Annotated in this window: 18 protein-coding genes; 10 read left to right on the plus strand and 8 right to left on the minus strand. The window is 50.5% G+C overall.

Annotated elements, in window-relative coordinates; genetic code table 11:
* Nucleotides 1–4: 4 nt before the first annotated feature.
* The 4 genes from ACQY6F_RS04085 to ACQY6F_RS04100 all read right to left on the minus strand — a co-directional run bounded on the left by ACQY6F_RS04085 (nucleotide 5) and on the right by ACQY6F_RS04100 (nucleotide 4,304).
* Nucleotides 5–1,030 (minus strand): YcjF family protein, encoded by a 1,026-nt coding sequence (locus ACQY6F_RS04085; RefSeq protein WP_428772393.1) that lies wholly within the window; start codon nucleotides 1,028–1,030, stop codon nucleotides 5–7.
* Nucleotides 1,027–2,403: a YcjX family protein gene (locus tag ACQY6F_RS04090; protein ID WP_428772395.1), complete on the minus strand. Its 1,377-nt coding sequence runs from the start codon at nucleotides 2,401–2,403 to the stop codon at nucleotides 1,027–1,029. The genes ACQY6F_RS04085 and ACQY6F_RS04090 overlap by 4 nt, the downstream gene beginning before the upstream one ends.
* 107 nt (nucleotides 2,404–2,510) lie before the next feature.
* On the minus strand, nucleotides 2,511–2,696 hold the full coding sequence (locus tag ACQY6F_RS04095; RefSeq protein WP_428772396.1) for a hypothetical protein: 186 nt from the start codon (nucleotides 2,694–2,696) through the stop codon (nucleotides 2,511–2,513).
* 93 nt (nucleotides 2,697–2,789) lie between these two features.
* Entirely contained in the window at nucleotides 2,790–4,304 is a 1,515-nt protein-coding gene (locus ACQY6F_RS04100; RefSeq protein WP_428772398.1) for a fumarate hydratase, read from the minus strand.
* Nucleotides 4,305–4,481: 177 nt separating this feature from the next.
* On the opposite strand from ACQY6F_RS04100, the gene pabB reads away from it, so the two are divergent.
* The 4 genes from pabB (at nucleotide 4,482) to ACQY6F_RS04120 (ending at nucleotide 9,660) form a co-directional block, all read left to right on the plus strand.
* Entirely contained in the window at nucleotides 4,482–5,849 is a 1,368-nt protein-coding gene (gene pabB / locus ACQY6F_RS04105) for an aminodeoxychorismate synthase component 1 (protein ID WP_428772399.1), read from the plus strand.
* Between the two features lie 178 nt (nucleotides 5,850–6,027).
* Nucleotides 6,028–6,633 carry a CoA pyrophosphatase gene (locus ACQY6F_RS04110; RefSeq protein ID WP_428772401.1) on the plus strand — a complete coding sequence of 202 codons (606 nt, stop codon included), beginning with the start codon at nucleotides 6,028–6,030 and terminating at the stop codon, nucleotides 6,631–6,633.
* A gap of 314 nt (nucleotides 6,634–6,947) precedes the next feature.
* Entirely contained in the window at nucleotides 6,948–8,201 is a 1,254-nt protein-coding gene (locus ACQY6F_RS04115; protein WP_428772403.1) for an aromatic amino acid transport family protein, read from the plus strand.
* Between the two features lie 97 nt (nucleotides 8,202–8,298).
* On the plus strand, nucleotides 8,299–9,660 hold the full coding sequence (locus tag ACQY6F_RS04120; protein WP_428772404.1) for an L-serine ammonia-lyase: 1,362 nt from the start codon (nucleotides 8,299–8,301) through the stop codon (nucleotides 9,658–9,660).
* 115 nt (nucleotides 9,661–9,775) lie between these two features.
* Here ACQY6F_RS04120 and queD read toward each other — a convergent pair whose 3' ends face one another.
* Nucleotides 9,776–10,138: a 6-carboxytetrahydropterin synthase QueD gene (gene queD / locus ACQY6F_RS04125; protein WP_428772406.1), complete on the minus strand. Its 363-nt coding sequence runs from the start codon at nucleotides 10,136–10,138 to the stop codon at nucleotides 9,776–9,778.
* A 287-nt stretch (nucleotides 10,139–10,425) separates the two neighbouring features.
* Between queD and ACQY6F_RS04130 the strand changes: the two genes are divergently transcribed.
* Nucleotides 10,426–12,036 carry a methyl-accepting chemotaxis protein gene (locus tag ACQY6F_RS04130; protein ID WP_428772408.1) on the plus strand — a complete coding sequence of 537 codons (1,611 nt, stop codon included), beginning with the start codon at nucleotides 10,426–10,428 and terminating at the stop codon, nucleotides 12,034–12,036.
* Between the two features lie 225 nt (nucleotides 12,037–12,261).
* On the plus strand, nucleotides 12,262–13,662 hold the full coding sequence (gene asnS, locus ACQY6F_RS04135) for an asparagine--tRNA ligase (RefSeq protein WP_428772410.1): 1,401 nt from the start codon (nucleotides 12,262–12,264) through the stop codon (nucleotides 13,660–13,662).
* 178 nt (nucleotides 13,663–13,840) lie between these two features.
* On the opposite strand, the gene ACQY6F_RS04140 is transcribed toward asnS, so the two are convergent.
* The gene (locus ACQY6F_RS04140) at nucleotides 13,841–14,965 is read right to left on the minus strand and encodes a GGDEF domain-containing protein (RefSeq protein WP_428772411.1); all 1,125 of its coding nucleotides are present in this window, start codon (nucleotides 14,963–14,965) and stop codon (nucleotides 13,841–13,843) included.
* Nucleotides 14,966–15,654: 689 nt separating this feature from the next.
* Here ACQY6F_RS04140 and ACQY6F_RS04145 point away from each other — a divergent pair.
* Complete coding sequence (locus ACQY6F_RS04145; protein ID WP_428772413.1) at nucleotides 15,655–16,845, plus strand: amino acid aminotransferase; 1,191 nt, start codon at nucleotides 15,655–15,657, stop codon at nucleotides 16,843–16,845.
* Nucleotides 16,846–17,115: 270 nt separating this feature from the next.
* On the opposite strand, the gene ACQY6F_RS04150 is transcribed toward ACQY6F_RS04145, so the two are convergent.
* Together ACQY6F_RS04150 and ACQY6F_RS04155 are read right to left on the minus strand one after the other, a co-directional pair.
* The gene (locus tag ACQY6F_RS04150; RefSeq protein WP_428772415.1) at nucleotides 17,116–17,493 is read right to left on the minus strand and encodes a transporter; all 378 of its coding nucleotides are present in this window, start codon (nucleotides 17,491–17,493) and stop codon (nucleotides 17,116–17,118) included.
* Between the two features lie 205 nt (nucleotides 17,494–17,698).
* The gene (locus ACQY6F_RS04155) at nucleotides 17,699–20,044 is read right to left on the minus strand and encodes a helicase-related protein (RefSeq protein ID WP_428772417.1); all 2,346 of its coding nucleotides are present in this window, start codon (nucleotides 20,042–20,044) and stop codon (nucleotides 17,699–17,701) included.
* Between the two features lie 135 nt (nucleotides 20,045–20,179).
* Here ACQY6F_RS04155 and ACQY6F_RS04160 point away from each other — a divergent pair, with 135 nt between their 5' ends.
* From ACQY6F_RS04160 to ACQY6F_RS04170, 3 genes are read left to right on the plus strand one after another with little or no spacing between them, the layout of a single operon-like run.
* Nucleotides 20,180–21,871, plus strand: coding sequence for an NAD-dependent malic enzyme (locus ACQY6F_RS04160; protein WP_428772418.1), 1,692 nt, complete (start codon nucleotides 20,180–20,182; stop codon nucleotides 21,869–21,871).
* Nucleotides 21,872–21,918: 47 nt separating this feature from the next.
* On the plus strand, nucleotides 21,919–22,242 hold the full coding sequence (locus ACQY6F_RS04165; RefSeq protein ID WP_428772420.1) for a DUF3392 domain-containing protein: 324 nt from the start codon (nucleotides 21,919–21,921) through the stop codon (nucleotides 22,240–22,242).
* Entirely contained in the window at nucleotides 22,215–23,018 is an 804-nt protein-coding gene (locus ACQY6F_RS04170) for a SanA/YdcF family protein (RefSeq protein ID WP_428772422.1), read from the plus strand. Before ACQY6F_RS04165 ends, ACQY6F_RS04170 begins: the two co-directional genes overlap by 28 nt.
* Nucleotides 23,019–23,065: the final 47 nt, after the last annotated feature.

Below are 23,065 nucleotides of genomic sequence, written 5' to 3' on the forward strand. Positions count from 1 at the left end.
AGCGCTATTTGACTGTTATTGCTGCAAGTTTCTCCATTATCTGCTTACGGATTGTACTGATTTTCACTGCCTTGCCCGCTTGCCACGGCAGAGGCCGCAGCAGAGACATCGCTTTCAGTCCCAGCCTGGCCGTCAGCAGACCAACCCCTAAGCCCTGACCGGCGCGGGCGGAAATTTTACCGGCCAAATCCATCGAGACCAGATCCATGCCAGCGTCGATCACCAGTTCACTGGCCCCGGCCAGCGCCATATTCACCAGCACGGTCTTAAACAGTTGCAGTCTCGACCAGTACCCCAGTTCAACCCCATATACCTTCGCCAGCTGGTCCAGCATGTGGAAACTGCGCCACGCCACCAGCAGCATATCGGCCAGCGCTAACGGGCTGATCGCGACCATAGCAGCCGCTTCCGTAGCGTAACGGCTGACGATTTTGGTTGCCTGTTGATCTTGTTTGGCCACCACCAATGCATCGTACAGTTGCAATATCTCACTGTCGCTGTGAGCCGCATTCAGGCTGTTTTTCCAGCGGTCAAAATAGGGTGACTCCTCACTGACGCCACACTCTTTGGCCAGTTGCAGACAGAATGACTCGCCCTGGCCAACACCGTCATTGCTGAGCAGTTGTTCCGCCTGCTCCTGGACATTGAAGTGGTGCTTCAGCCCTCGCAGACGCCATAACTCCTTCGCCAGTGCCCCAACGCCTAATGAGGCCACCAGCGCCACCAAGCCAGACCAGCCGAGAGACAACCAGTCGGAAGCCAGGTAAGACTGATAGAGGTTGTCCAGTAGCTGCCAGCCGGTCAGGCCAACAAAGCCCGTCAGAATACCTTTCAGCCACCAGCGTGAACGTTTTGCCGGACGCAACACCTGCTCGAGTTGTTTTTCCAGCGGCTTGTCCTGCTGCTGCTCTACCTGTACCGGGGTAAATTTCTGCGCCGGTTCAAACTGCTGCTGCGGATTCAGATTAACCTCTTCAGGTTTATCAGCCAGCGGGCGGTCAAACACCTGTTTTGACTTAATTTCTTTCATCGCAGTTTATCTCCCAACAGGTATTGCAGCGCTTTGTCCAGGCGAATATGTTGCAGCGGTTGGTCCGGGTCGCTGATACCGGGACGAAACGCGGTAAAATCGAACCGCTGATTCCGCCAGAATTCAGCACTGGGCAGTTTGCCCGGTACATCACCGGGAAATACCGTCAGCGGTTCGCCCTGCAAAGTGACGCCTTGCAAAGCAGCCATTGTCGTCTCTCCGGAGGTTATAAAACCACTTTGCGTCGCCTGAACCGACGCCATCGTCAGGCACTGCATATCAATATTTTCATAAGCGGCATGTTGCCAGGCGGGATGGATCATCTGCTGCAGTAACTTGGCCAGGTTGGCATGTTGCTCCGGCGTTACATGGTCGGCTTTGGTGGCGGCAAACAGTACCTTGTCTATTTTGGGTGAAAACAGCCGGTTCAGCAGGTGATTCCGGCCATAGCGGAAGCTGGTTAAGATTTGTTCCAGCGCCGCGCGCATATCCTGAAACGCGGTATCACCGCTGTTGAGTGGTGTCAGACAATCCACCAATACAATCTGGCGGTCAAAAGTCGCGAAGAAGTCTTTATAGAAGGCTTTCACTACCTTCTGTTGATACTGCTGATACCTGCTTTTCAGCATCGCGTAATTACTCTGTTTTCCCGCGCTGTCCTGATCTTTTAGCCGACACGGGAAAAACTGCAGTACCGGCGCTCCAGCCAGTTCACCCGGCAACACAAACCTGCCCGGCTGGACCCAGTGCAATCCGGCCGCCTTACATTGGTGTAAGTAGTCCGTGTATCGATCTGCAAGCTGCTGGAGCTGTTTCTCATCGGCGTCAGCGGCTAAATCCAGCTCGGCGACTTGCGCTTGCCACGCGTCGGCCAGCGGTTTACGAACATCACACATGCTGGTGAGCTGGCTTTCGCTCCACTGTTCAAAATTCATGCTCAGTAACGGCAGATCCAGCAGCCATTCACCGGGATAATCAATGATGTCCAGATAGAGAGTGGATGCCTTACCCAACAATTTTCGGGTTCGTTTCTGGGAACGGTATTTGATGGCCAGCCGTATTTCACTGACATCACGGGTGGGCTCTGGCCACTGAGGGGGATCAGACTGCAGATGATCCATGGCTTCGTCATAGCTAAAGCGAGGCACCATCACGTTGGATTGCGGCACCCTGCGCGCGCCAATCAGACGACGCTCTCTTGCCGCATCCAGTAGCGGCAGGTTGTCATGAGTCGACGTGTGCAGAAGTTGATTGACCATAGAGGTAATGAATGCGGTTTTCCCGGCACGGGAAAGCCCGGTTACCGCAACGCGCAAGTGGGCATCCAAACCACGATTGATAAGATCATTCACTTCCTGGCCAATTCGTTTCATTGCTGCCCCTCTCTACACTGATATCCCCATTATCTTAATATGAGACGTTAAAAAAAGCCCCTGATAAATATCAGAGGCTTAGCTTTCTCTATAGCGGTAAACTGGCTTTAATCGTCTTCAATCAGCTTGAAGATGACAAACAGAGCCAATTCCAACAGTAGCAACAACACACCGGTCATAATGACGTATTTATCATCAAAAATGCTGACCCCGTGCAGAATCAGGTCGTAGCCGAGAAAACCACCGATCACTACAGCAAACAAAATTTGTAAAAACTGAATAAAACGTGGCATATATTCTCCTGATTTTTAATTAACTTTTTGTAATTCAGCTTAGGGCAAGTGGTGGCAGCTTCCAAGCCACTTGCCCTGTTTTGGCTGCGGATGTTATTCCATTTCAGCGATTTTCACTTTCCAGGTGTCCGGACCAACCTGGTGAGCGTTCACGCCTTGTGAGTCAACCGCGACGGTCACTGGCATATCTTCGACTTCAAATTCGTAGATCGCTTCCATACCCAGGTCTTCAAACGCCACCACGCGGGCTTTCTTGATCGCTTTCGATACTAGGTATGCTGCACCACCGACAGCCATCAGATACACCGCTTTGTGGTTTTTGATCGATTCTACTGTCGCAGGACCACGTTCCGCTTTACCAATCATGCCCATGATGCCGGTTTTATCCAGCATCATGTCGGTAAATTTGTCCATCCGGGTTGAGGTTGTCGGTCCGGCAGGGCCAACCACTTCATCACCCACGGCATCAACCGGGCCGACATAGTAGATAAACTTACCTTGCAAATCAACGCCTTCCGGCAGGCCTTCGCCGTTATCCAGCATCGTCTGCAGGCGTTTATGCGCCGCGTCACGTCCGGTCAGGATCTTACCGGACAACAACAGGGTTTCACCGGTTTTCCACTGCTGTGCTTCTTCTTTGGTGACAGTGTCCAGGTTCACGCGGCGAGTATTGGCGCCCGCTTCCCAAGTAATTTGCGGCCAGTCTTCCAGTTTTGGTGGCTGCAGATCCGCCGGGCCAGTGCCGTCCAGAGTGAAATGCACATGACGGGTAGCTGCACAGTTCGGGATCAGACACACCGGCTTAGAGGCCGCATGGGTTGGTGCGGTTTTTATTTTCACGTCGACTACAGTAGTCAGGCCGCCCAGGCCCTGTGCGCCGATACCCAGCTTGTTCACCCGGTTGAAGATATCTAAACGCAGTTCTTCTTCTGCATTTTGTGGACCACGCTCGATCAGTTCCTGAATATCGATGTGCTCCATCAGAGATTCTTTTGCCAGCACGGCTGCTTTTTCTGCCGTCCCGCCAATCCCTATGCCCAGCATGCCCGGTGGACACCAGCCTGCGCCCATGGTTGGCAGGGTTTTCTCAACCCATTCAGCGATGTCATCAGACGGGTTCAACATCACCATCTTGGTTTTGTTTTCACTGCCGCCGCCTTTGGCCGCGATCTGAATTTCAACCTTATCACCCGGCACCATATTGATGTGTACCACCGCTGGGGTGTTGTCTTTGGTGTTGATGCGTTTGCCTGCCGGGTCCATCAGCACTGAGGCACGCAGCGGGTTATCCGGGTTGGTGTACGCCTGACGAACACCTTCATCGACCATCTGTTGTACCGTCATATCGGTTGAATCCCACTGGACTCCCATACCGACATTCACAAAACAGGTCACGATACCGGTATCCTGGCAGATAGGACGGTGGCCTTCAGCCGACATCCGCGAGTTGATCAGAATCTGGGCAATCGCGTCTTTCGCTGCCTGGCTTTCTTCACGGTGATAGGCTTGTTCTAGGGCTTGGACAAAATCTAAAGGGTGGTAGTAAGAAATATACTGAAGTGCGTCAGCAACACTGCTGATCACATCTTGCTTGCGAATTACCGTCATTGCATGCCTCTTTATAGTTATGCTTCCTTTTGCGACTGCTGGCTTGTTTCCGACACTGGCTCTATGGCAGTTGGTTGGGGTGACACAAGGCAGTAGCAGCCTGAGTTTTGGATATGATACTCTTGCTGTCCGCTATGCGCCACGTGGTGAACGAACTCTTTGTCACAAATTAAACAAATGAATAACAACAGCCAAAAATCGATTGAAATCAAATCAATTCCTTACCGAGTTGACCTCGCGCCAGAGCTATTTAGCCCGATCGAATCCAAATGCGGGTCAATGTTGCTGCGTTCTGCTGCCACTGGCCATGTCGATAACCGGTTCGATATCCTGGTTACCGAGCCGGTCGCCACGCTCACTACCCGGGGTAACAGCAGCTATATCGAGATAGATGGTCAACTGCAGATCAGCGACCAGGACCCGTTTGAGCTGATCAATGAACTGCAACAACGCATGCTACCATCGATACAGTTTGACACTGAGTTGCCATTTGTTGGCGGTGTGCTGGGTCTGTTTAGCTACGACTTGGGCCGCCGGGTAGAAACACTCCCAGAGCTGGCAGAGAAGGATATCGATCTCGATGATATGGCCGTCGGGCTGTACAGCTGGGCGGTGGTGGTCGACCACCAGCGACAACAGGCCTGGGTAGTTGGCACTGAAGTTGAACAGCATTGGCAGTGGTTAACGGAGCAAAGCGCGCCACCCCCTTCCCCGTTTAAACTGACCTCTGACTGGCACTCCAATATGACCCGGGCCGAGTATCAAACCAAGTTTGAAAAGGTGCAGGAATATCTGCTGTCTGGCGACTGCTACCAGATCAATCTGGCGCAGCGATTTTCTGCCAGTTACCAAGGCAGTGAGTGGCAGGCCTACCGCAAGCTGGAAGCGAGCAACAGCGCGCCATTTTCTGCTTTCCTGCGCCTGAAACAAGGGGCAATTTTGAGCGTGTCGCCAGAGCGTTTTATTCAACTCAATCAGCAGGATATTGAAACCAAACCGATTAAGGGCACTCGTCCACGCTCGGCTGATCCGGTTACAGATAAACGAATGGCAGAGCAGTTGGCCAGCGCCGAAAAAGATCAGGCCGAAAACCTGATGATCGTGGACTTGCTGCGCAACGATATCGGCCGGGTAGCCAAGCCTGGCAGCGTCCACGTACCGAAGCTTTTTGATGTGGAAAGCTTCCCGGCGGTGCACCATTTAGTGAGCACCATTCGTGCCAAGCTGGATGACCGCTATAATGCCACCGACCTACTGCGCGCCAGTTTTCCAGGCGGCTCGATCACCGGTGCGCCAAAGGTGCGGGCAATGGAAATCATCGAAGAGCTGGAACCAAACCGGCGCTCCGCTTATTGTGGCAGCATCGGCTACATCAGCCGACATGGCCGGATGGATACCAGCATCACCATCCGCACCCTGGTCGCCAATCAGCAAACTCTTTACGCCTGGGCGGGCGGTGGTGTAGTCGCCGACAGCGAATGCCAGTCTGAGTATCAGGAAACGCTGGATAAAGTCAGCCGTATTCTGCCCACACTAAAAGACTAAACCTGACAACGGCACCACGCGTGCCGTTGTTAGTTCTCTGATTTATCATCATTCCTCTCTATCTATCCGGCTCCTATCAGCCATGGTCATCAGCCAGATCCGGCGGCCATTCGGTGCACATCCATTAACATTGTTGTATAACAAAAGATTAATACTGCGAATCAATCGGGAGTTTGTTGTGTCTTCGCTGGACAAAAGCACGCTAATTCAGAAATTTCAGATGCGTCCCCCGCAACCATATCCTAACGATGTATTGCGTCGGGTGGCCCACCTTCGCAACCAGCCGCTACGTAAAGCCGCGGTATTGATCGGTTTTGTTGAACGTCCGCAAGGATTGCAGGTACTGTTTACCAAAAGAGCCAAGCACCTGAAACATCATCCGGGTCAGGTGTGCTTTCCCGGCGGGCGGTATGAAGAGTCTGACGCCAGCTTAGTGGACACTGCGCTAAGAGAAACTTTTGAAGAAGTCGGTATTGCCCCGAAGTTGGTCGATGTATTTGGCGCCATGCCACAATTGACCACCATCAGCCGCTTTTCCGTGACTCCTTACCTGGCGTTTATCAATAGCGATTATCAGCCCGATATCGACGTTAACGAGGTGGCTGAAATCTTTGAAGTGCCAATTGAAGTGATATTAGATCCGTATCATCTACACAGCTCTGCGTTTAATGTCGGCGGCCAGCTGCATCGTATCTTTGGCATCAACTACCAGGGCCATTTTATCTGGGGTGTCACGGCACAAATTATCCACGCGCTACAACGTCAACTCGGCCATGAGTTGTAGCCTTATTTTTGTAAACCAAATGCACATCACCCACCCCATAAAGAAACATTCATTCATAGCCGATAACAATTATTTGCGAATGTTTCTCGAAGGCATTTTCAGTTGACCCGGCCCTGACATTTCGCATTAGTTTATCTAATTATACAAATAAGTAATTTTAGGGTGTGGCACATCATTTTCGTGATTGAGAACAGGTTTTTGATAGATCAATAAGTAGCCCCACGCGTAACATGACCTAGATCTACTTTTTATGTAAATAAACACTGCAAAATTCGCTCAACTTATTTCCTGTTCCCATAAATGAGTAATTTTGTATGAATAACACAACTACTGTGACTTCGGTCACTCAGTCGTCAAGTAAGTTTACCTATAAAGATTTTACTTGGTGTCTCTCCCTGTTTGGTACCGCAGTGGGTGCCGGCGTTCTTTTCTTACCAATCAAAGCAGGTGCTGGCGGCTTTTGGCCATTAGTAATTCTTGCGCTAATCGCAGCGCCAATGACCTGGTTTGCACACAAATCTCTGGCCCGTTTTGTCCTGTCAGCTAAAAACCCGGATGCGGATATTACCGATACTGTAGAAGAACATTTCGGTAAGGCCGGCGCGAACCTGATCACCTTTGCTTACTTTTTCGCGATCTACCCTATCGTTCTGATTTACGGTGTCGGCATCACCAACACGGTTGACTCTTTCCTGGTTAACCAGATTGGTATGGAGTCTATCCCTCGTTGGTTGCTGTCTGGTGCCCTTATTGCAGCCATGACCGGCGGTGTAGTATTCGGTAAGGAACTGATGCTTAAAGCCACTTCTGCCATGGTATACCCACTGGTTGTGATCCTGCTGGCTCTGTCTGTCTACCTGATCCCTGAATGGAACACCTCAATGATGAGCGTTTCACCTGAATGGGGTGCAATGCCTAGCATCATCTGGCTGGCGATTCCAATCATCGTGTTCTCATTTAACCACAGCCCTATCATCAGCCAGTTCGCTAAAGATCAGCGCCAGCAATACGGTGACAAAGCGGTACAGAAAACTGACGCTATAACCGGCGGTGCAGCCATGATGCTGATGGGCTTCGTGATGTTCTTCGTGTTCTCTGTAGTGCTGTCTCTGTCTCCTGAACAGCTGGCCACCGCCAAAGCAGAAAACATTTCCGTTCTGTCTTACCTGGCAAACATCCACGAATCGCCAATGATCTCTTACCTGGGCCCTATCGTGGCATTCGCGGCGATTACTTCAAGCTACTTCGGTCACTTCCTGGGAGCGCATGAAGGTCTGGTTGGTCTGATCAAATCTCGCTCTGAGACTCCGGTTAGCAAAATCGAGAAGATGTCTCTTATCTTTATCGTCGTCACAACCTGGATTGTTGCCATCATCAACCCAAGTATCCTGGGCATGATTGAAACCATGGGTGCGCCAATGATTGCCGCTATCCTGTTCCTGATGCCGGTATTTGCAATGCAGAAAGTACCTGCAATGGCAAAATACAAAACCAGCGCTTTAGCACAGATTTTCACAACTATTTGTGGCCTTGCCGCCATTACTTCGGTAATCTACGGCGCCCTTTAATCACGGCTGATTGATTCAGCGTGGTTATATGAAAATATAACGATAATAAGAGCCTCCCCGAATACCTTGGCGGAGGCTCGATTGTGAGGTAATCGAAATGATTAGTGTATTTGACATCTACAAAATCGGCGTTGGTCCTTCCAGCTCCCACACCGTGGGTCCGATGAAAGCGGGTAAACAATTTATTGATGATCTTCGTTCAATGGGAAAATTGCGCGACATCACTAAAATCACCGTCGATGTTTACGGTTCATTATCACTGACAGGGAAAGGTCACCACACTGATATTGCCATCATCATGGGTCTGGCAGGCAACTCGCCAGAAAAAGTGGACATAGATTCAATTCCGGGCTTTATCGCTCGCGTTGAAGAAACCGGCCGTTTACCAGTCGGCCTACATTGCCACACTGTCGACTTTCCTAAAGACGGCGGAATGAATTTCCATACCACCAACCTGGAACTGCATGAGAACGGTATGCAGATCCATGCCTGGATTGATGACGAAATCGAATACTCCAAAACGTATTACTCAATAGGCGGCGGTTTTATTGTCGATGAAGAAAGCTTCGGCAAAGAAGACGCTAACCCAATCAAGGCCCCTTACGAATTTACCTCTGCCGAAGAGCTGATGAACCAATGTAAACAGAGCGGTTTGTCAATCAGCACCCTGGTCATGAAAAACGAAGCTGCGCTGCACTCCGATGAAGAAACACGTACATATTTTGCCAACGTGTGGAAGACCATGCGGGAATGTATGGAACGCGGCATGGTGACCGAAGGCATTCTGCCGGGTCCATTGCGCGTACCTCGCCGCGCTGCGGCACTGCGTCAGCAACTGATCACCTCGGAAAAAACCACTAACGACCCAATGTCCGTAGTGGATTGGGTGAACATGTTCGCCTTCGCGGTCAATGAAGAAAATGCTGCCGGTGGCCGGGTGGTCACTGCACCCACTAACGGTGCCTGTGGCATTATTCCAGCGGTACTGGCGTACTATGACAAGTTCATCCAAACCGTGACAGAAAAAGATTACATCCGCTACTTCGCCGCTTCTGGTGCGATCGGTGGCTTGTATAAGCGCAATGCTTCTATCTCTGGCGCAGAAGTGGGTTGTCAGGGTGAAGTCGGTGTCGCCTGTTCAATGGCAGCTGCAGGCCTGGCAGAACTGATGGGCGGTAGCCCGGAGCAGGTCTGTATGGCTGCGGAAATCGCCATGGAACACAACCTGGGCCTGACGTGTGACCCGGTTGCCGGACAGGTGCAGGTTCCTTGCATTGAGCGTAATGGTATTGCCGCCGTGAAAGCGATTAACTCATCTCGCATGGCACTGCGCCGCTCGTCTGACCCGCGTGTCTCGCTGGACAAGGTTATCGAAACCATGCTGGAAACCGGAAAAGATATGAACGCTAAGTACCGCGAAACTTCACAAGGCGGACTGGCAATTAAAGTGGTCTGCTAACCATTGGTTATTGCGCCTGTTAATCAATGGCTTTAAACGAAAAAACCGCCTTATTTAAAGGCGGTTTTTTAATGTCTTGCGGTTTGGCAGAGAGTCCGTCGGAAAGGCTTTCTTTTTACTCGCCGCGATAAATACAACCCGCGGTGCAGGTTTCTTTGATCTCTACTTTGCTCAGTAGCGGCAGCTCTGGCTTGAGCTGATTCCAGATCCATTTTGCCAGCACTTCACTGGTGGGATTTTCCAGCCCTTCAATATCATTCAGATAATAGTGATCAAGGCGATTGTAGATTGGCTTGAAAGCCGCTTTAATTTCAGCAAAATCCACTACCCAGCCTGTGTGCGGATCCACCTCGCCTTCCACATAGAGGCGAACCAAAAAAGAGTGTCCGTGCAGGCGACCACATTTGTGCCCTTCCGGCACGTGTGGCAGATGATGCGCCGCTTCAAACATAAACTCTTTATATAACTCTGTTTTCATATTGGTTCTCAGCCTTAATTTAGGACAGGCAATACTAAGGAATCTGCTGTCAAGACTCAAGCAGAAACCCCTCTTGATTGGCATTGTGAATGGTATAAATAACCAGGATTGGCCAGATGTAGTATTAATGTTGCATTACAACCCGTATCAGAAACAGCGTGTATACATCACATTTACATAAACCTTGTTTTGAGTGGGGTCACACTCTTTCCGCTACCACTTTCTTGTTATAAGTCAGAACGTTTATATTTCCCTGCAATTACCTTTAAAGACAGATAATTATAAAAATGACTTCCAGTATTACCACTAAGTTGCTAGCCATCCTTCTGACTGTTTTTGCCCTGGTTCTTTCGGTCTCTACCGCTTACCAATATCTGCAACAACGTGACCTGATTAACTCGGTACTGAGTGAACAGTTACATGACAAAGCGAGCAACTATTTCGACAGCCTGAATATGATGATGCTCACCGGTACCATGGCGCAAAAAGAGACACTGCGACAAAAAGCCCTGGCGCAAGATGGTATCGAGCAAGTGCGGGTGCTGCGTGGCGACCCGGTTCGCAAACTGTTTGGTGATGGTGAAGCCTATCAGTCTCCTCAAGATGATATTGACCGCCGGGTACTGCAAGGTGAAATGATTATCGAGCCCTATAAAGCAGACTGGGGCACCGGCCTGGTGGTCGCCCTGCCGATGAAAGCGAGTGAAAACTACCGCGGCACCAATTGTGTTGCCTGCCATATGGCACCGGAAGGCGAAGTGCTCGGTGCTATCCGGTTGGAATACAACCTATCCCACATTAATTCCCTGATTAGCCAGCGCACTATGATAGCGGTAGCCATTATGGCAGCGATCGCATTTATCGGTTTTGCCATTACCATGACTCTGACCCGTAAGATGTTTGTTCGTCCGGTACAGAAAACCTCCCGCTTTATGCAGCAGGTTAGCAGCAGCAAAAACCTGGCCCTGCGTCTTGGTTCAGAGCGTCGTGATGAAGTCGGACAGCTGGCCAATGCCATAGACTCATTCCTGGATACGGTGAGCGATAGTCTGCATGATGTGCAGGAGACTTCGCATGCTCTGGCCAGCGCTTCGACCCAGCTGACGAAAGTCGCGCAGGCCACTGATAATGCTGCCAATAATCAGCAGCGGGATACCCAAAGCGTACAGGCCAATATCGAACAGATGCAGCTTCAGCAACAACAAGTTGACAGCGCCACCATCAATGCGTCCGACCTGATCAAACACACATCGATTGTGGTGGAAACCAGCGCCGCCAGCGCCCACAGTGCCAGCGTCGACATCAAAGGCTTGGTCGGCGACATCGAAAGCGTAAAACAGCGAATGGCAGACCTGAACACCCAAACCGGCGAAGTCTCCAATATTCTCCAGGTGATTAAAGGGATTGCTGACCAGACCAACCTATTAGCGCTTAATGCTGCCATAGAAGCCGCCCGCGCCGGAGAACAGGGGCGAGGCTTTGCGGTCGTTGCCGATGAAGTACGCCAGTTGGCCAGTCGCACCGCAGATGCCACCGGCAGTATCGATTCCATTATCAGCCAGTTCCAGAGCGACAGCGAAGCGTCAATGGAATCGGTCGACGCCGTCTGTAACAGCGCCCACCAGCGTTCCACCGATATAGAATCGCTTTCCGTTGCCATGACTGAGGTGGTGACCGAAATGCAGCAGGCGCTGAACCGCGCCGAGAGCATTCAACAGCAGTCACAACAGATGACAGCCATTAATAGCGAAGTGTCAGAGAAAGTTGAAGTGATTACCCAACACGCTAATGAAACCTCCACCTCAGCGGCGCAAAGCCGTCAAATTAGCGAAAACTTGCAGTCACTGTCTGACCGACTGGAGACGCTGCTGAATCAATTCTCTCTGTTAAACCGATAATCTCGCACTATAGCCATTGGCCGGGAAGCATCTGGATATGCTTCCCGGATTTGACAATTTCTGGCCCGAATGGCGAATAAAGGTTGAAGCTGTCAAATAGCGAGGTAATATGTTCGGCTAAATCTGAAAAGTTGTATCCAACTCAATGTTTCGGTTGTTTTTTATACTGATACAGCACAGGTAGCTGATTGGGTTGGTTTTTACCTCAATGGAGAAGATAATTAAATGACTTACGCGCCTGTAACTGACGTGTTGAAAGGTAAACTGGCAGTCGACAGTGAAGTGACTGTCCGTGGCTGGATCCGCTCACGTCGTGATTCCAAAGCTGGAATCTCTTTTCTTGCCATATATGACGGCTCTTGTTTCGACCCGATTCAGGCCGTGGTCCCAAATAATCTGAATAATTACGACGATGAAGTTCTCAAGCTGACTACCGGTTGCTCGGTAGAAGTGACCGGCACTATCGTTGAATCTCCGGCGAAAGGCCAAGATTTCGAGCTGGCAGCCACAGCCGTTAAAGTTGTCGGTTGGGTGGAAGACGCCGATACCTACCCAATGGCCAAGACTCGCCACTCAATCGAATACTTGCGTGAAGTCGCCCACCTTCGCCCTCGTACCAACGTGATTGGTGCCGTGGCGCGCGTGCGTAACTGTCTGTCTCAGGCTATCCACCGCTTCTATCACGAGCAGGGTTACTACTGGGTATCAGCGCCGCTGATCACCGCCTCTGACGCCGAAGGCGCCGGTGAAATGTTCCGTGTTTCAACGCTGGATATGGAAAACCTGCCACGTACTGAAAAAGGCGACGTCGATTACAACGAAGACTTCTTCGGTAAAGAGACCTTCCTGACCGTATCTGGCCAGTTGAACGCTGAGGCTTATGCCTGTGCGCTAAGCAAGGTTTACACCTTCGGCCCGACTTTCCGTGCGGAAAACTCCAACACCAGCCGTCACCTGGCGGAATTCTGGATGGTTGAACCAGAAGTCGCGTTTGCAGATCTGGACGATGTCGCCAAGCTGGCTGAAGACATGCTGAAGTACGTGTTCGCAGCGGTATTGGAAGAGCGTCGCGATGACCTAGAGTTCTTTGCCCAGCGTATCGACAAAGACGCTGTCACTCGTCTGGAACAGTTTGTGAAGTCTGATTTTGCGCAGGTGGATTACACCGACGCTATCGACATTTTGCTCAAATCTGGCAAAGAGTTCGAATTCCCGGTGGAATGGGGTATCGATCTGGCCTCAGAGCACGAACGCTTCCTGGCGGAAGAGCACTTCAAAGCACCGGTTATTGTTAAAAACTATCCAAAAGACATCAAAGCTTTCTACATGCGTCTGAACGAAGACGGCAAAACAGTGGCAGCGATGGACGTACTGGCACCGGGCATCGGTGAAATCATTGGTGGTTCTCAGCGTGAAGAGCGTCTGGACGTACTGGATGCCCGTATGGTTGAGATGGGAATCGATCCCGAGCACATGGGCTGGTATCGCGATCTGCGCCGCTACGGCACCGTACCACACGCGGGTTTTGGTCTGGGCTTTGAGCGCCTGGTCTCTTACGTCACCGGTATGGGTAATGTTCGTGACGTAATCCCATTCCCACGTACGCCACGTAGTGCTAACTTCTAAGTCGCTGTTAGCCACAATACAAAAAAAAGCCGAGCAGTTAGTGCTCGGCTTTTTTGATTGTGTAATCCGGCTATTGAAGCGAAATCGGACCTCGCGACCGTACCAAACTGCTAGTGGTAAGCCCTTGGCTATCAAGCTATAGTTACCAAGCTATACTATAGTTTTCAAGAAACAGTTTTCAAGCAGTGGCATTGGCTACCGAGCCATTAACGATAGTAATTCTTCCCTTGCCCGCCTGCTTGGCTTGGTACATGGCTCTATCTGCCACTGAGATACTCTCAATCAGATCGGCTTTTTCATTATCGACAAACACCACTCCGAGGCTGACACCCATCTGGTGTTTCAGGCCTTTTAAACTCTCAAGCTGATGCTCGGCAAAGATTGCCAAAACGTGTTTGGCCAGGCGCTCAACTCTGACTTTATCTTCGGCGTCAGCAATGAAAATTGCAAACTCATCACCGCCTAACCGGCCTACATCATAAGGGCCAAGATCATTTCCGAGATTACGCAGCGCAACCTGGCGCAACTGTTTGCCAAAATCTGCCAGTACCTTATCTCCGCAGTCATGGCCATAATCATCATTAATGTCTTTAAAATTATCCAAATCGATGTAGATGATTGCCGACACAGGGAAATTGTGCCGCTGGATGGAATGGTACAGAATTGAACGAAAGGTAACCCGGTTCGACAGCATCGTCAGCGAGTCAAAATAAGCCAGCTTAACCACATCTTCTTCATGCATTTTGATGATGTACTCATCGGCCTTGGACTGAAAGTAGATCAAGATATGGCACATCCCAGCCAGGCCAATTAAAGTGATCACCACTCGTACAGCAAATACATCGGTATACAGTGCTTCAGATAACTGTTGGTAGGGGCTAAAAAACATCACCCAGGTTAATATCAGTAAGAACAGCGCATTAAGCAACAAGCCGATTTGAAACGGGTTGATAAAAATAGCAATAGCCACCAGTGGATAGACCCAGAGAATCCCAGTCGATTGATAGCCACCGGTCACGGTAAGAATCACCCCGAGTGAATAGATGATCGTGGTCAGGCCAATAAGTCCGGCGGTACGCCAGCGGTTCATCACATAGACATTGCATACAGCCAAGCCGGAAAACACTGCCAGTATGCTGCCGAGCATCTGCTCCCCTTTCAGAAAGCTGTTGACGCAAAATACCACCAGAAAGACCAAGCCAAATACAGTGATCGCATTCACCATCATGCGCTGCCGACGCTGCTTGTCTTTGACCACTTCTGCCAACTTATCGACTATAAAATTATGCGCATTGATACTCATGCGTAACTCCTGGGTTGGCAACAGTTCCGAATTGGTGCCCTAGCAAGCGTGGGATTTGAGGCTCACCGTATGAAATGAATTTCGCTGGCGCCACCAATAACGGGTAATGATATTATAATAATTAACTATTTGTATTTTTTGGAACTAAGTTCTTCTATTTTCTTGATCATGCACTCGATTCAATATACAAAAAGTCACTATTGTTGAAAGGGTTGGTGATCTGGAGGGGTGTTATTAGCTTATTAGGGAGTGTGTTTTTCTACCCGGAGTAAACAGCAACTATTCCTCAATGGTGAAAACTACCTCCACTAAAAATACCACTATATAGTCGTTTTCAGTCTTAAACCGGCTAAAAGTATCATTGTTGATGACAGAATCAGTTGGTTTATCCAGGCGTAACCAGTACTTTTCTCCTCTGGTTCATATAGTTAAAGACCCAGCGGCAAATTCAATCATGAAACCGAGAGGGTAGAAATTACGCAAACCGCTTTAACATCCGTATAACAATCGCATTCAGCTCGGCGTTTCTATGCAAGATTTCTGGCAAAAATCGACGCTAAGTCGAAAACACTTCCGTTTTGGCAAGTTTTTGCCTTTTTCTTGTCGCTACGTATTGTCTCTGATTTGCCATACAGGTATAACTAACCGGATTTAGTTTTATCACGCCTCGATACACATGGATGACGATTATGTTTGAAAAAGTAGTTGCCGCTCCGGCTGACCCAATCCTTGGCCTAACTGAAGAGTTTAAAAAGGATCCCCGCACTGAAAAAATCAACCTTGGTGTTGGTATTTACAAAAATGAACAGGGTGAAACGCCTGTTCTGGCAACGGTTAAAAAAGCGGAAACCGCTTTAGTAGAAACCGAAAAAACCAAATCTTATCTGACCATTGAAGGCACTGCTGAATACGGTCTGGCTGTACAGAAGCTGCTGTTTGGTCAGGATGCTGAAATCGTCACCAGTCAGCGCGCCAAAACCGCTCAGGCTCCTGGTGGTACCGGTGCCCTTCGCGTAGCTGGCGAGTTCATCAAACGTCAGCTGGGCGATGTAAAAATCTGGATCAGTAACCCAACCTGGGCTAACCACAACGGCGTATTTACCGCTGCAGGTATCGAGACAGCTCAGTACAGCTACTACAACGCCGAAACCAAAGACAAAGACTTCGCCGCTATGCTGGCGGATCTGGAGCAAGCGTCTGCAGGTGATATCGTGCTACTGCACGGCTGTTGCCACAACCCAACCGGTATCGACCCGACTGCCGAAGAGTGGGAAACACTGGCGAAGCTGGTTGCCGAGAAGCAACTGCTGCCACTGTTCGACTTCGCTTACCAGGGCTTTGCCAAAGGCGTTGAAGAAGATGCGGCTGGCCTGCGTACTTTTGCCAAATACAACAAAGAAATTCTGGTTGCGAGCTCATTCTCGAAGAACTTCGGTCTGTATAACGAGCGTGTCGGTGCCTTTACTCTGGTAGCCGAAAACGAACAGGTCGCAGCGACCGCATTCTCTCAAGTAAAAGCCATTATCCGCTCTATTTACTCCAACCCACCAGCGCACGGCAGTGCGGTAGTGACTCACATTCTGAACAACGCAGAACTGCGTCAGGAGTGGGAAAACGAAGTAAAAGAGATGCGTGACCGTATTCAGGATATGCGTGAGCTGTTTGTTACCACCCTGAAAGAGCAAGGCGTAACAGCTGACTTCAGCTTTATTGAGCGTCAAAACGGTATGTTCTCTTTCTCTGGTCTGAACAAAGATCAGGTTAACCGCCTGAAAGAAGAATTTGGTATCTACATTGTTGGCTCTGGCCGCATCAGTGTTGCCGGTATGACTCGTTCTAACATGCTACCGCTGTGTAAAGGTATTGCGGCAGTACTGTAATCGAGACCGCGAGCTAAACGTAGCTCAAAACAACTCAAACACTTAAAAGCCCCTTTTGGGGCTTTTCTTTTATCGGTTAAAGCCTATGAATCAGTTGCTGCTAAGCAGTCACGCTGGTCAGCGTGTTGCCGAGATAGTTCACCTATATAGTAATTCACCTAAATAATTGCGGGCAGTGTCTAAACGGGAATTCATACCGGGCTGACGAATGATTTGCCCGAGCTCAGCAGGCAAACTCGCTGTATTTAGATTTAATTGAAAACAGTGAAGTTACAGGATGATGGTAAATTCGTCCTGATCACGATAACGGATATTAGTGTGAGTCATGCGCTCAATCAGTTCGATTTGCTCACTGTCTAGGGTATAAGGCATCACCAGCTTGATCTCTTCAATTCCCTCTAGCTTTGCTAACCGGATCAACGCCATCAGATTGGCTTCATCAGTATGCTGAGCAGACAAGGACTTCATGGCATGATCCCAAAGACGATCTTCAACACTTTGAGTGTCTTTGATGGTATCTTTCCACACAGTGCCAAACACCGGTGAAAAGCTAGTGATCGCTTCAAGGAAGGTCCATTTTTTACGGCAGTTGGCCCCTAAAAACGAGGTATAGTCAAATTCAACACACGCTTTGGATTGATTTTGCATTCGTTTTCTCCGACCAATGTTCACCGACATAAGCTAACTATCGAACATCACCATGCATATATCAATAGGATATAAAACAATCATCTTTTATACCCATAAATTCGGATGTTCCGCTATATAAAACGCAGAGTGATAACAATTCTGGAACAAGGATGATCAGGTTTGAGTGTAACTGGTTAATATTTCTACCGGTAAAATAAACCAGCTAGCGTACTTGCACCACCCTGCTCGCTTTGCGGTATTGTACCCGCCAGCCATTCCACTTCGGTAACTCCCAGCGTTTGGGCTCACCTCTGCGTAATCCACTCTGATACACCACCTCTACCAGCTTCCGGGATGCGAAATAGTTTACGGTAAGATTAAGGTCACCCAGCGCCAATTCAAATGGGTAACGCTCGGCGAACTCGTCGTATTGCCAATCCGGTATACCGTCGAAAGGAAAGTCCTGTTCATCAAACAGCGCCAATTCGTCCAGGTTTTGTAGCTCTAATTGCATCAACAGTTGGGTAAACCAGGACTCAAAACTGAGCTCCTTGTCTGCGTCACTTTCTGCCAGGCCAAGTTCCAGATACAGCTTCCAGTGTTCGATTTCGCGACGACGTTTTGTCGCTAAACCCGGCAGGACCTGCTCGGTGAGCACAGCATCCAGCATAGGTTTGATTGCCCGCTCCCCTTCTGCCTGGCACTGGCGCCGGACTATCGTGCGACCGGCATAGACCAGCTGCATTTCCGTCAGCGGAATCTGTCCGTCGAACAGAGTTTCGCCTTGCTGCCATTGCCCCAGTGCCAGCTGTTCAATCAATGTCAGCGGAACGGGCACGACGACCGTGGCCAAGTTGAGGGTTTGCTTTACGCCTCTGCCCGGTAAGCTGTGACTATCTAACACCAGGCAGGCTTCACTGTCTGGTTTCATCCGGCCCTCTCTGGCTAACGTCATTTCCATCTCGCCATTGGCCAGGGCTTCGCGCCGTTTTTCCCGCCGAACAAACAGCAGTTCCGGATGCAAACGGGCGATTTCGCTGACCAGTTGGCTGCGGTCAAACCGGGATGCCACCGACAACTGAGGTAGCTCGAACACCTCGCGCATCTGCTCTGACAGTCCACGCGCTTCGCGAAGGGCATCGGAATCAACACTCACCCCGTCAAAATCATTGCCCCGCACCAGTTGGATAACCAGTTGGGCATCGCACCCCAGTGGTTCTTGCTGATCCAATCGCTCCAGCAGGTCACTGTTTGCAGACAGACGATACAATCTCGCCGGAACCGACAACGCGGCCGCCAGGTCGACCATGGCTTCTTGCAGCGCCCGGCTTGGCATTCGGCTGATCAGGTCAGCAAACAGGGTATCCACCGGCAGTGGATAGATTTTGCGGCCATGCTCGGTGGCTAAGCCACAGTCGTCAATCGCCGCCAAATCGCGCAGCATGGATTGGGCGCTGGCTAGTGATTTATCGTGTAAAGGATCCAGAAAGCTCAGTTGATCAAGCGGAAATCCGCTACACGCGGCTGCCAGCATGGCCTCTGTCAGTGATTCACGCTGCAGCTCGGGCGGCGTGACGGTTTCCAGCGCCGCATGCTGACCATAGAGGCGGTAACATATTCCGTCCATTACCCGCCCGGCCCGGCCGGCGCGCTGAGCGGCACTGGCTTTTGAAATGGCTTGCAAGCTGAGGGTGGTGCGGCCATTACGCTGAATATTTCTGCGCTCCAGTCCGCTGTCTACCACTGCGGAAATATTAGGGATCGTCAGTGAAGTCTCGGCGACATTGGTGGCCAATACCACTTTACGTAGCGGCTGCGGATTTAATGCCCGGTCCCGCTCCTCGTCAGAGACACTGGCGTGCAGTGGCGTGATGAGAATATCGTCGAAATGCGACAAAGCAGAGCCACACTGCTGTATCTCCTTACGGCCTGGCAAAAACACCAGAATATCCCCGCTGGTTTGCTGCAGGGCGGTTTCCACTGCCGCCACCACACGTCGCTCAAGGCCACGACTATCTGGCATATGGTGGCTTTCGCTCGCCAGGTACTGCACCGATACTGCGAAGTTCCTGCCCTCGGCGATCAGACGCTTGGCATTAAGATAACCGGATAACCGGGCACCTTCCATGGTCGCAGAGGTCACGATCAACCGATGCGACTGGGCCTGATGCAACAAGGCGACCAGCAAGTCACAGTCCCAGCGCCGCTCGTGAAACTCATCCACCATCACGATATCAAAATCCGCCAGTCGGTTATCAGCAAACCAGCGCAGCGCCACCCCGGGCGTGACAAACACCACTTGCGTCTGCTCGTTAAAGCGCTGTTCAAGCTTGATCGCGTAACCAATCTGCTTTCCCAAAGGCAGCCCGGATTGGGCCGCCAGATACTGGGCCAGAGAAGTACAGGCTATCCGTCGCGGCTCCACCACTAAGACTCTGCCCTGCTCCCCGGCCCAGAGCGGTAAACAGGTTGATTTTCCTGAACCTGTCTCCGCTTCAACCACCAGGTGATGCCGTTGCAGGTTTGTTTTCACTTGTTGTTTAAGAGCGGCAATGGGCAGGTCATGCATGAAAGTAATCCGGGTATTGAAATTAACATCGGATTGTACCCGAATTTGCGTGATATTGGAGCTTCGGTCTATTTACATCTCAGTTACTAATCCTTATCATTTTTGCGTCCTGTTTTCCCCTTTCATAGGCTCCCAATGACGAACGATAATAAACGCCCGCTCTACATATCCTACGCCGGCCCGGCACTTCTCAGCACTCCGTTATTAAACAAAGGCAGCGCATTCAGTGCCGAAGAACGCAGTTCTTTTAACCTCGAAGGTTTGCTACCGGAAAATACTGAAACTATTCAGGAACAGGTGGAACGTGCCTACCAGCAATACTGTCATTTTGAAAATGACATGGATAAGCACATCTATCTGCGTAATATTCAAGACACCAACGAAACCCTGTTCTACCGCCTGGTTCAGAATCACATTTCTGAAATGATGCCGATCATCTATACGCCAACGGTTGGTGCCGCCTGTGAAAACTTCTCCAATATTTACCGTCGTGGGCGCGGCCTGTTTATCTCTTACGCTAACCGGGATCGAATTGATGACCTGTTAAATAACGCCGCCAACCACAACGTTAAAGTGATCGTGGTTACCGACGGTGAACGCATTCTCGGTTTGGGTGACCAGGGTATCGGTGGGATGGGCATTCCTATCGGAAAACTGTCGCTTTACACCGCGTGTGGTGGCATCAGTCCTGCTTATACCCTGCCGATTGTGTTGGACGTGGGCACCAATAACCCACAGCGACTTGCTGACCCGATGTATATGGGCTGGCGTCATCCGCGTATTACCGGCGCAGAATATGATGCATTTGTCGAAGAAGTGATCCAGGCGATCCAACGCCGCTGGCCACAAGCACTGGTTCAGTTTGAAGATTTTGCCCAGAAAAATGCCATGCCGTTGCTCAAGCGCTACAAAAACCGTATCTGCTGTTTCAACGACGATATTCAAGGCACCGCCGCAGTAACGGTCGGCTCATTACTGGCCGCATGCCAGGCTGCCGGCAGCAAACTATCTGAGCAGCGTGTCACCTTCCTGGGTGCAGGTTCAGCAGGCTGCGGCATTGCCGAAGCCATCATCGCGCAAATGGTGTCTGAAGGGATCAGCGATGAGCAGGCCCGCTCGCAAGTCTTTATGGTCGACCGTTGGGGACTGCTGCAACAGGGTATGCCGAATCTGCTGGATTTCCAGCAACGATTGGTACAAAAAAACAAAGCGACCAAAGCGTGGCAGAGTGAAGGTACCGGTTTCTCGCTGCTGGACGTGATGCGCAACGCTAAACCGACAGTACTGATTGGTGTATCCGGCGCGCCGGGACTGTTCTCCCAGGAAGTGATCGAAGAGATGCATAAGCATTGTGAACGTCCGATCATCTTCCCGCTGTCTAACCCGACCAGCCGGGTTGAAGCGACACCAAGCGACATCCTTCGCTGGACCAAAGGTCAGGCGCTGGTCGCAACCGGCAGCCCGTTTGATCCGGTGGTGTTTGAGGACAAAACCTACAATATCGCCCAGTGCAACAACAGCTACATTTTCCCGGGTATCGGCCTGGGCGTATTGGCAGTGAAAGCCAAACGCGTGACCGACGAAATGCTGATGGAATCGAGCCGAGCACTGGCGACCTGTTCGCCAATGGCCATTAATGGCCGTGGTCCTCTGTTACCACCTTTAGAAGCGATCCACTCAGTGTCTAAGAAAATTGCCTTTGCAGTAGCGAAAAAAGCCATTGAGCAGGGCGTTGCGCCGGAGATTACCGACGAAACATTGGAAGCGAAAATTGAAGACCTCTTCTGGCAACCAGTTTACCGTCGCTACAAACGCACTGCATTTTAATTTTCTGACAAGAGGACATGCCCCAGCTAACCTGGGGCTTTTTACTTATGATGGATTATTTGGTTCCAGCCGGAAAATTTCTGGCCCCTTACCTGCCTGAAATTTCTGCAGCACTGATCGCCTGCTGCCTGGTTATGCTGGGCGGTGAGATCAACGCCCTGTTACGCCGACTGATGCGCAACCAGCACTTTATTGTCCGTACCTTAGTGTTTGTGCTGGTGAACGCCTTTGGCTACGGACTGGTGATTATTAAAGCAACCCCGTACCTTACCAGCACGCTTAGAAACCTCCACCTTGGTATGATGTTTTCAGTCGTGCTAGCATGCTTTATTATCATAGGGATGTGGGCACAGAGAAATCGGCAAATTTAGTGACCTTGTTACTCAGGCTACGCTCGGCAAAGTACTTCTGCCGACGACAACGCAAACGCATTATCTATTGGCTGACCATGACCATGCTGTTGATGGTCAGCTTTGTGGTGTTGATCGATCGCTGGGTAAGCCTGCAGGCGCAAGGGGACGTGATTGAGAGTCTCGATCAGGTAGAACATTTTAACGTTGCCGTGGTGCTCGGAACCAGCAAATACCTGGGTAAAACTCTCAACGATTACTATATCCACCGCATTGACGCCGCGATCGAGCGTCATCAGCAGCATAAAGTCGATAACTTTTTGCTCAGCGGCGACAATGCTCATCGCTCATACAACGAACCCTGGACCATGAAACGTGATCTGCTGGCCGCCAACATCCCGGAGCAGAACATCTTTCTGGATTACGCCGGTTTTCGTACCCTGGATTCTATCGTGCGGGCCAAAGAGATTTTCGACACCGATAATTTCCTGATTATCTCTCAGCAGTTCCACTGTGAACGGGCATTGTTTATTTCCAATTACCACAACATCAATGCGAAATGTCTCGCGGTACCCGGGCCGCAAACTAAGTCAGGACTAAAGATTCGCCTGCGGGAAGTGCTGGCTCGCACCAAAGCCTTCCTGGATCTTTACATCATCGGGGCTGAGCCGAAATTCCTCGGTCCAAAAGAGCCGATTCCCAGCAGCAATGAAGACGCATTGGCCAGTTCGACTGACACCGAAGAAGCGGTAATCGAACCTGCCCTAGAGAACATGTCAGCTGAGCAGAACCAATAGCCCGTATTGATTCTGCCTGTCACCAGGTACTGTCATCAAATGGAGAC

Source organism: Vibrio sp., assembly GCF_050299255.1.
Lineage (GTDB): Bacteria > Pseudomonadota > Gammaproteobacteria > Enterobacterales > Vibrionaceae > Vibrio.